General features: G+C 45.2%; 6 protein-coding genes. All 6 read left to right on the top strand.

Features of this window, described 5'->3' with window-relative positions:
• The first annotated feature begins 80 nt into the window (after positions 1-80).
• Positions 81-3,113 (top strand): SusC/RagA family TonB-linked outer membrane protein, encoded by a 3,033-nt coding sequence (locus E5355_RS13620; protein ID WP_136010792.1) that lies wholly within the window; start codon positions 81-83, stop codon positions 3,111-3,113.
• A 21-nt stretch (positions 3,114-3,134) separates the two neighbouring features.
• The gene (gene susD, locus E5355_RS13615; protein ID WP_136010791.1) at positions 3,135-4,811 is read left to right on the top strand and encodes a starch-binding outer membrane lipoprotein SusD; all 1,677 of its coding nucleotides are present in this window, start codon (positions 3,135-3,137) and stop codon (positions 4,809-4,811) included.
• A 38-nt stretch (positions 4,812-4,849) separates the two neighbouring features.
• On the top strand, positions 4,850-6,022 hold the full coding sequence (locus E5355_RS13610; protein WP_136010790.1) for a SusF/SusE family outer membrane protein: 1,173 nt from the start codon (positions 4,850-4,852) through the stop codon (positions 6,020-6,022).
• 35 nt (positions 6,023-6,057) lie between these two features.
• On the top strand, positions 6,058-7,512 hold the full coding sequence (locus E5355_RS13605) for an Outer membrane protein SusF domain-containing protein (RefSeq protein WP_136010789.1): 1,455 nt from the start codon (positions 6,058-6,060) through the stop codon (positions 7,510-7,512).
• 99 nt (positions 7,513-7,611) lie between these two features.
• On the top strand, positions 7,612-8,712 hold the full coding sequence (locus tag E5355_RS13600; protein WP_136010788.1) for a glycoside hydrolase family 53 protein: 1,101 nt from the start codon (positions 7,612-7,614) through the stop codon (positions 8,710-8,712).
• A gap of 299 nt (positions 8,713-9,011) precedes the next feature.
• Positions 9,012-11,078, top strand: coding sequence for an alpha-amylase family glycosyl hydrolase (locus E5355_RS13595; protein ID WP_136010787.1), 2,067 nt, complete (start codon positions 9,012-9,014; stop codon positions 11,076-11,078).

Raw genomic sequence — 11,078 nt, 5'->3', positions numbered from 1 at the left:
ACTCTCTTTATTTGATGATTTCTAAACGAACGCGATTTTTATCGCACCAGTAGTATTGTTAACTTTAATTTATTAAATGCATGAAGCAAGTTAATCTTAGAATCTGTCAAACGATTCTTACCCTAATGTTAGGGTTATTCTTGTCTGTAGGCGCTTATGCACAGAACATCACTGTGAAAGGGCATGTGAAAGATGCCTTGGGTGGCGTGATAGGCGCGAGTATAGTGGAAAAAGGGAATGCTACAAATGGTACTATTACCGACTTTGACGGTAACTTCTCATTGAATGTTCCGAAAGGAGCCACTTTGGTTATTTCTTTCATCGGTTATAAGACTCAGGAAGTGGCTGCGGCTCCCAGTATCATTGTAACTTTGGTAGAAGATAGCGAAATGCTGGACGAAGTTGTGGTTGTGGGCTATGGACGCACAAAGAAAGATGACCTTACCGGTTCGGTTACTGCTATCAAGCCGGATGAACTCAGTAAAGGTATCACAAACAATGCACAAGACATGTTGGTCGGTAAGGTGGCCGGTGTCGATGTCATTACTTCTGGTGGTACTCCGGGTTCCGGTGCTCAAATTCGCGTGCGCGGCGGTTCTTCTCTGAATGCCTCGAACGACCCGTTGATTGTCATTGATGGCTTGACTATCGATAACAACACGGCAACAGGTATGAGTAACGTTTTGGCTATGGTCAATCCAAGTGATATTGAGACCTTTACGGTCTTGAAGGATGCTTCTGCTACAGCAATCTATGGTAGTCGTGCTTCGAACGGTGTTATCATCATCACTACCAAGAAAGGTAAGAGCGGTTCTGCTCCTAAGGTATCTTACAATGGCGACATGACAATTTCCATGATTCAGAAGAAATACGATGTGCTCGACGGTGACGAGTTTCGCGCACTTGTTAATGGCATGTGGGGAGAGAATGCCGGCACCGTAGGCTTGGGCGATGCCAATACCGACTGGCAAGACCAGATATTCCGTACTGCCATCTCTCACAATCACAATGTCTCGATATCCGGTGGCTTGAAAAATATGCCTTATCGTTTGAGCGTGGGCTACAACTCTTCCGATGGTATTGTAGAGACTTCCTGGATGCGTCGTGCCAATGTCGGCCTGAATCTTTCTCCGTCTTTCTTCGATAACCATCTGAATCTGAAGGTTAATGCCAAGTATATGTACGAGAAAGACCGCTATGCGGACGCAGGTGGCGCCATTGGTGCAGCTCTTTCCATGGACCCGACACAACCCGTCTATTTCGCTGCCGACAATCCTCGCTCTCCCTTCTTCGGCGGTTATTTCCAGTACTCACAGACTCCTCAGAATTTCAATTCGGAATGGTTGTACACCAATAATCCCAATGCTCCGCAGAATCCGTTGGCTCTCTTGAAAATGAAGGATACGGAAGCTGCCGCCAATGACTTCACGGGCAATATTGAGGCTGACTATAAGATTCATGGTTTTGAAGACCTGCATCTGCACGCCAGCTATGGAGGTCAGTACACGGAAAGTAAGCAGGATGATATAATCTCCAAGTATTCTTATTCCAATAACTATTATGGATGGAACGGTGTGACCCAGTATTATAAGTATAGTATTACTGCTAATGCCTATGCCCAGTACATGAAAGAGATTGGAGCCCATAACTTTGATGTCATGGTAGGTGCAGAAGAGAGCCACTACCACCGCAACGGTTACAACTATGGCCAAGGTACAGACCCTTATACCGGTGAGGCATACAATCCAAGCTCAAGAAAAGAGCAGGAATGGGCTACGCACTACTCTTTGGTATCTTATTTCGGTCGTTTGAATTATACGTTGCTTAATAGATACATGCTTACGGCTACGTTCCGTGCCGACGGTTCTTCACGTTTCCACGAAGACAACAGATGGGGGTACTTTCCTTCAGTAGCGTTTGCATGGAAAATCAATGAAGAGGCGTTCATGAAAGATCTCACTTGGTGGAATGAATTCAAGTTGCGCTTGGGCTGGGGTATGACCGGTCAACAGGATATAGGTACGGACTTTGGTTATGTCACTCATTATACCGTCAGCGATTCTTATGCCCAATATCCTTTTGGTGATATTTATTACGGTACCATGCGCCCGTCGGCTTACAATCCCGACTTGAAGTGGGAGACTACTACCACTTACAACGCCGGTATCGATTTGGGTTTCCTGAACAATCGCATCACTGCCAATGTTGATGGTTACTATCGTGAAACCAAAGACTTGCTGAACACGGTTACAATTCCTGTAGGTATGCAGTTCGGTTCCGTACTGACAAAAAATATCGGCTCATTGAAGAACTATGGTTTGGAATTCTCTATCAATGCCAAACCCATTGTGACAAAGGATTTCACTTGGGACTTGAGTTATAACATTGCTTGGAATCATAATGAAATTACCGACTTGGTAGGTGGTGATGACAATTTCTATCAGATCGTACAAAGTACCAACATCAGCCGTGGTAATAGTACTCGAATTCAAGCAAACAAAGTCGGTGAACCCGTTAACTCGTTCTTTGTATACCAACAAGTATATGACGAGAACGGCAAACCTATCGAGGGCATGTACGTGGACCGTGACGGTAATGGACGCATCGACGATGGTGACCGCTATTTCTACAAGAAACCCTCTGCTGATGTCATTATGGGTCTTACAACCAAGTTCCTTTACAAGAATTGGGATTTGAGCATGTCTTTCCGTGCTTCTCTTGGCAACTATGTTTATTATGACTTCTTGTCAAACCGTGCAGTGGTCAGCCAATCCGGTTTGTACACTAACAGTACGCTGCACAACACGACTCCGGAAGCTGTAGCATTGGGCTTCACCGGTGTGGGAGCTGGTAACGACAACTATCTGAGCGATTATTTTGTTCGTAACGCTTCGTTCTTGAAGTGTTCTAACATCACTTTGGGTTATTCGTTCCCGGCACTGTTCAAGGTTGGCGGTCATGAAACATGCTCAGGCCGTGCATTCGTGACAGCACAGAATCCTTTCATCATCTCCAAGTACAAAGGTATCGACCCGGAAGTGTCAAACGGCATCGATTCTAATCCCTATCCGCGTCCTTTCAGCATTCAGATTGGCTTGAACTTGAATTTCTAATCCATTTAAAGCATATTAAAGATGAAACATATATTTTTGAAAACAGTCCTTGCCGCCCTTCTGATGGGTGGAGTGACAACGTCGTGTATCAACGACTTGAATATATCTTCTGTCGACCCGCAATCCAGCTCTACTTACGGAGACATGGAACTGCTGGCGAAAGTTTACAGCACATTGGGTCTGACCGGACAGAGAGGTCCTGCCGGTAGTGGTGACATCAGCAGTGATGAAGGAGAAAGCGGTTTCTATCGTACCACCTTCAACTTGCAGGAACTTTGTACGGACGAGTGCCTTTGGGCATGGCAGACCGATGTCGATATTCCTCAGATTACCAATATCGGCTGGACTTCTTCATCAGTCCGCGTGCAGTGGGCTTTCCAGCGTCTGGCATTTGACGTGACACTTTGCAATTTCTATCTTGAGAATACAGAAGGTAAGGCGGAAGAGGCCGATTATAAGCGTTATCGTGCCGAAGTACGCTTCTTGCGTGCGCTTCACATGTGGTATTTCCTCGACCTTTGGGGAAAGGCGCCTTTCAAGACTAATTTCGACATTTATGAATATCCGGTAGAGAAAGCAGGCAAGGAACTTTATGACTGGATTGACAAGGAACTGACCGAGATAGAACCGCAACTTGCCGAAGTGGGCGAGTTTAACAATTCCACGAACTTTGGTCGTGCCGACCGCGGAGCCGCTTATATGCTTCATGCCCGTTTGGCATTGAACTCCGAGGTTTACACCAAAGGTGCAGTGAAAGACTATCAGAAAGCCATCGATTACTGTAACCTGCTTGATGGCAAATATGAACTCTCCAAAACCACGAAGAACGGTTATACAGGCTATGAACAAGTATTTATGGCCGATAATGACCAGAACACGCAGGCCATGAGAGAAATCATCTTCCCTATCCGTCAGGACGGCGTTAAGACCAAAAGCTATAGCGGTGCCAACTATCTGGTAAGTTCCACTCGTATCACCGGAATGCCTTACATGGGTACTTCCAACGGTTGGAGTTGTAACTTCTCACGTGCGGCTTTGGTGCAGAAATTCTTCCCGACTATCGAAGATTGTCCGCTTGCTACCGTTGAGGCACCTAAAGGGGCTACTGAAGCCGACATCATTGCACTTGATGAGGCTGCTGGTACCACCACCAAGGATGTTCAGAGAGCAGCCAACGACCAGCGTGCGCTCTTCTATTCCGGTTGCGGTGGCGGACTCCGTAAGTTGCAGACCGATCAGATTGCAGGTTTCAATTCCGGTCTGGCCATCGTGAAATGGAGCAATATCCGTACGGATGGTGAGCCGACTTCACACAACGAATTCCCCGACGTGGATATTCCTTTGTTCCGTTATGCCGAAATGTATCTGACTCGTGCCGAGGCCAAGTTCCGTCTGAGCGGAGATCCTCAGCAGGCATACGATGACATCAAGGTACTGCGCGACCGTGCAGGTGCTTCTACTCCTGCCACCATCACTGAAAGATATATCATTGACGAGTGGTGCCGTGAGTTCTATATGGAAGGACGCCGTCGCAGCGACTTGGTACGTTTCGGGCTTTTCACCGGTGATGAATATGTCTGGGATTTCAAAGGCGGTGTAGCCGAAGGCAGAGGCGTGGAAAGTTACTTTAATGTATATCCTATTCCGGCCGATGACATCAACGGTAATGAGAATCTGACTCAGAATCCGCGTTATTAATAGAAGATTTGTCGAATCATTAAATTAGGAACAATAATATGAAAAAAATATGGTTAGGAATGTTGCTTCCTATTCTGACAATGGTGATGGTCGCCTCTTGTGAGAATGATATGGATAGCAACCCTGTATTCCACGAAAATACTACAGGATTTGTATTGAATATGCCTGCCAATGCAGCCAATAATGTGCTGGATTTGCTGGCTACCGACGAGTTGAAGTTTACTACCAGTCAGCCTGATTACGGTGGCATGCCTCTGAGCGTGAACTATGATTTGCAAATGTCTTTTGAAGACTTTACGGCAGAAGAGCCTGTATATACTGTTTTGACAAGCTCTATCTCAACTGTTGTCAGCGTGTCGGGCAGCAAACTGAACAATGCGGTTGTGACCATGTTCCAGGAAGCCAATGAAGGCGTGGAATATCCTTCCGGTGAAGTGAGAGACATTTATGTTCGCTTGCATGCCAATGTGAACGGATTGGAACTTGGGAACTGCTATTCCAATGTTATCAAACTGCAAGTGGTAGCTACCTATCAGGCTCCGGACATAGCTCTTCCTGAAACTCTTTACGTATGTGGGTCGAGCATTGGTGAAGCTTGGAAGACTTGGAAGCCGCTTGCCAAGACATTTGGTTTGGACGGACATTACTTTGCCATGGTGTATCTGACTGACGGAGCAGAATTCAAATGGGGTACTTATCCGGAACAATGGTTGGGATATGCCGATATTAACAAGTTCAATGATGAGGTAGGTGCCGGTCTTTCTGACAACGGAGGCAACATTAAAGTTGCAAACGAAGGTTGGTATGTGCTGTGCTTCGATGCTAAGATTAACGGTGAAGCGATAGACTATACATTGAATGTTTATCCGGGAGCAGTTTACATCATTGGTGCCGCTACATCTTCTTGGGATGATTCAGATCCGGCATCGCAACTGACGGCTCCTGCAGACGCTACGGGCGAGTGGGTATCGCCGGCATTTACCGGAGGAGGTGAGATGCGTGCTTATGTGAAAGTAGGAACGTATGAATGGTGGCGTACGGAGTTCACCCTCTTCGAAGGCAGTCTGTACTGGCGTAATGTTGACATGCCTAACAACTGGGCTGAAAGTGTAGGTAGCGAATATAGTGTACAAGTGCTTGGAGGACAGAAATTGTATGTCAAGTTCGGTACTCCGGGTGTAGATGCCAACGATACCGGTGTGGTGAAATAACCTGAATGAATACTTATTTTAAAAGGAAAAACATTATGAAGAAAAATCAAATACTTGTAGGCTTGTTCCTTGCCGGAATGACCTTAGGTGCTTGTACGGATGATTATACGGATTGGGCTAACCCCCAATCCAATCCTTCCGAGGAGGCGGCCGCTAAATATGAAATCAATTTTGCCGCAGGCGCTGATGCCACCATTATGATGGATGATGTGTATGCTGAGTATAAGGATGATGCAGAAGGCATCCAGGGTGATGCCGTTTCCATTGCAACGCTGTCGAGCAGTAATGCCATGATAGAATCCGTCTCTATTGGTAGTGTCAATGTAAATGGAAATGCCATTGCGGCGGAATTGAAGAATGGACAGGTGATGGTGAATACATTGGAATTGGATAGAATTACTCGCGATGTGTTCAAAAGCCGTGCTCATGTGGAACGTACGTTGGATGTAACAATGAATGTCGCCGCAAAATTGACGACAGGCGAGGCTGTTGCCGTCTCCGGTGCTTCGCAAGTGAAATTGACTCCTGTTTCTACTCCTGAGATTTGTGAGGACGGATATTACCTGTTGGGCGATTTCCAAGGATGGGATCCGGCAAATCCTGTCGTGATGACAAAGAAGGGTGAGGGAATTTATACAGCGGTTGTAAATACGACAGGTGATTCTTGGTTTAAGTTTTATCGTGCTTACGATACGGCTAATCCCGATTGGGACACGATTGTCAATCCGGGTCAGATGGGAACAGTTGAAAACGGTGACGCTGCGACGGAAAACTTTTTGGTATGGGTAGGCGATTCTTCTTGTGAAGCGGTGCAGACTCCTGTCATTAGTGGTGCCAATGATTATATCGTGACTTTGGATGTTGTCAATATGTCATTTAAAGTGGCAGTCAAGACTGTTGACCTCTTTATGACCGGCAGCAACTATGGTTGGGGTGATACATGGAAACAGTTAACTCCGATTCATAGTGCCGAAGGCGAATTCTGGACTATTGTATATCTGGAAGCTGGCGAACAGATTAAGTTTGCTCCGCAAGCCGGTTGGGGAAATGACTTTGGTGGCGAGGCAACGATTAATGACGAAGCCGGTGCCGGCTTGACTGCTGATGGCACCAATCTGTTAGCTAAGAATGCCGGTTGGTACTTACTGCACGTAGTGAACACAACCGACCGCATAGTCAATGTGCTTGCTCCGAATATTTATCTGATTGGCGATACTGCTGCCGATGGTAAATGGGAGGTTGCGGACGTTAACAAATTCGCCGTTCCTACAGGAAAAGACGGCGAATTCGTATCTCCTGCCTTTGGGGCTGCCGCTGAAGTGCGTATGTGCGTGAACTTTGGCGGCTACGACTGGTGGAAGACTGAATTCATCGTTCTCGATGGAAAGATTGTATATCGTGGTAGTGGTAATGACCAGGAACGGGTAAAGGTTGCTGCCGGTCAGAAAGCTTATCTGAACTTTACTGACGGTACAGGTTCTTTCAAATAATCTTTTTTCTATTAAGAATAAAGCCCTTTTCCTCGCAATGGAAAATACGAGGAAAAGGGCTTTTGTGTTTTCGTTAAACAATCATTTACAGATATTGATATGAAGATTTTTAGATTAATGTCCACTTTGTTTTTTCTGCTTGTATTGTGCTTGGGAATTCATGCGCAGCAGCGTCTTCTTGGCGGGGATATCTCTTTGTTGCCAAGTTACGAAGAAGCCGGAACCGTATATCGTGACGAAACGGGAAAAGCCGTCAACCCCCTTGAATATTTCAAGGAAGAAGGTTGGAATGCCATTCGTGTACGTTTGTTTGTGGAACCGGATAGGGCTCCGGCGGAGCATAAGGGAGAAGGGGTATGTCAAGATTTGGATTATGTTATGAAACTGGGGCAAAGAATAAAAGAAGCCGGATATCAGTTTATGCTTGATTTCCACTATTCTGACACGTGGGCCGACCCAGGCAAGCAGTTTATGCCGTGTCGTTGGAAGAATAGTAGCGTGGCATCGCTTCCCGACAGTGTTTATCAATATACCAAAAAGAGTCTTGAAGTAATGGTGAAAGCCGGTGCATGCCCCGACTTGGTACAAGTGGGGAATGAGATAACCAACGGAATGATGTGGCCTGCGGCAAAGGTGAATCCGCTTGGAAAGGATAACTGGGACATATTTGTAAAGCTATTGGAGAGTGGTGCCAAGGCTTGCCGTGAAGTATGTCCACGGGCAAAGATTATTATTCATACAGAGAAGGCGGGTGAATGGGACAAGACGAAATCTTATTATAACCATTTGCGACAGCTCGATTATGATGTTATCGGACTTAGTTATTATCCTATGTGGCACAAAGCGGTGGGAGTTCTTGGTGCTACGCTCGATTCTCTTGCTGTAGATTTTCCCGATAAGGAAGTCATGATTGTGGAAACAGCCGCCTATTATTCGCATGAAAAAGACCAATGGGCAAAGAGTGCGGACCAGTATTCTGAATTTTATCCCATCAGCACTGAAGGGCAACGCATCTTTACTCACGAACTGGTTGCCGAATTGTGCCGTCATGCCAACGTGACCGGTCTATTCTGGTGGTTTCCCGAAGAAAATGCTTGCGGAAATACTGTGACGGAAGGTTGGCTGAATCGGGGGCTTTTTGATAATCGCACTGGTAAAGCGCTTCCGGCGATGAAGGAATTCAATAGGTTTATCCGTTAACTTCATCCAAGTCTTCCATAAAAATAGAACCGGCTTTTGGGTGGTGCGGTATGAAAAATCCTCAACTGTAATTGATAGTTTATGGTGATGATATTGGGGCTTACAAACCTGTCATTTTCAAATTCGCTGAGTACTTGCGATGAGGCGGATTTGAACTTCGGCAATTACGGGAAGAGCGAATAGTTTCCGGTCGTGCAAACGTTTTCGTAAATTAACCGTGCTTTTTCATTACACTCTGCCTGGTAGCTTCTTTTTCTTCTCTATCTTTGAATCAAGTAATAAATTGAGAATCTAATGATATGAAGAAGATTAAGTTCCTTTCTTTTTTCTTATTTTTTGTGTTTTCATTCTGCTTGGTAGCTTGCAGTGATGATAATAGTACTACACCAACGCCGGAACCGGAGCCAACTCCGTCAGAATGGACTGTGATAACTGCAACTCCTACAGATTGGGATGGGGAGAAACGTGCGGATATCTCTTATCAGTTACTGGTTTACTCCTTTTCCGATAGCGATGGTGACGGTTATGGCGATATTAATGGTTTAATTTCTAAACTGGATTATATAAATGCTTTGGGGGTGAAGGCTATTTGGCTTTCTCCTATTCATCCATCTCCTTCGTATCATGGCTATGATGTGACAGATTATACGAAGGTGAATCAGAAGTTTGGTACGGAAAGTGACTTCGACCGATTGGTTGCCGAGGCTCATAATCGGGGTATTAAGATTTATCTGGATTATGTCTTGAATCACACGAGTGTGGAGCATCCGTGGTTTTTGGCTGCAAAATCTTCTACTGACAGTGAATATCGCAATTACTACATATTCTCTCAAGACCCGGAAGCTGACATCAAGGCGGGAAAAATTGATATGATTTCCAGTGAAGGGGGAAACGGATATAATTCGGGAGAATGGTATTCTACGACAGCTTCAACAGATGTCGTGAGCGGATGTTATAAATTTGTGCTCGATTGGTCGAATGCTTCAAAACCTACGGTGACGGTGAGCGTTGCAGAAAAGGCGGATACGGATAATACAGACCAGACAACTGCCGATGCCAAGTATCTTTATTATGGTGACCCTGCTGTCTGCAAGAAATTTTATGATAAGGGGAATGGCATTTTTGAATTGACAGTGGATTTCTCTTCGCCTTGGGGATTTTTGATTCGTACCAGCAATACGGATTGGGGCAATCATAAATATGGTGCTACTTCTGCCGGTACTCGTCTGAAATATGATGAACCTTTTGCTTTAAAACAAGGTGAGGGTGCTGCGGATATTATGTTTGAGTCTATGAACTTATGGTATTATCACTCTCATTTCTATACAGCTTCCTTTGCCGACCTTAATTACGGCAAACTTTCTGATTTGAAAAGTTCTCCGGCATTCAAGGCGGTGGTTGCGGCAGCTAAGGGATGGATAGACCGTGGAGTAGACGGATTCCGTCTTGATGCAGTGAAACATATCTATCATAATGCCGGAGGTTCGGAGAATCCTACTTTCCTTAAGACTTTCTATGATGAGTTGAATACGTATTATAAGCAGAAGGACAAAGCTGATGAACTTTATATGGTAGGTGAAGTCCTTTCCGGTGCCAGTGAGGTAGCTCCTTATTACCAAGGGCTTCCTGCATTGTTTGAGTTTGACTTCTGGTATCGTTTGGAGTGGGCCATTAATAACAATACGGGCTGTTACTTTGTAAAGGATATCATGAGCTATCAACAGCTTTATGCTGCCAACCGGTCGGATTATATAGAAGCTACCAAACTTTCGAACCATGATGAAGATCGTACAGCTTCTAAATTGGGTAAATCTGTTGACAAAGAGAAACTTGCGGCTGCAGTCTTGTTGACCGGTCCGGGTGAGCCTTATATCTACTACGGTGAAGAGTTGGGGCTTTATGGAATGAAAACTAATGGCGACGAATACGTGCGTGGTCCGATGTTATGGGGTGACAATACGGTAACCGCTTATACGGACAAGGTAGACAAGGGCGTGGCTTCCAGCATAAAGTCTGTGGCGGAGCAGAAGAATGATGAAAATTCTTTGCTGAATGTTTATGTTCGGTTTGCCAAACTGCGCAACACCTACCCTTCATTGGCCGAGGGTAAGATGTCGAAGCATGGCACTTATAATGAAAATAATGCAACCGCAGGTAAGGCTATTGCTGCTTGGTATATGATGAAAGATGCAGAGAAAATGTTGGTTATACATAATTTTGGAGCTTCTGCCACCGAAATTACGTTGACGGATAAGATAGAGAAAGCTGTCGGAGTGAACGGAAGTATTCAGCAAAAGAAGGACAGCGATGGTACTATGGTAAAAATGGGAGCATATAGTTCTGTAGTATTTAAAATATCCCAATAA

The sequence above is a fragment of the Bacteroides muris (ex Afrizal et al. 2022) genome (assembly GCF_004793475.1).
Taxonomy (GTDB): Bacteria; Bacteroidota; Bacteroidia; order Bacteroidales; family Bacteroidaceae; genus Bacteroides; species Bacteroides muris.
Note: the sequence above shows the minus strand (reverse complement) of the source record. Positions and strands in the feature narration are given on the sequence as shown.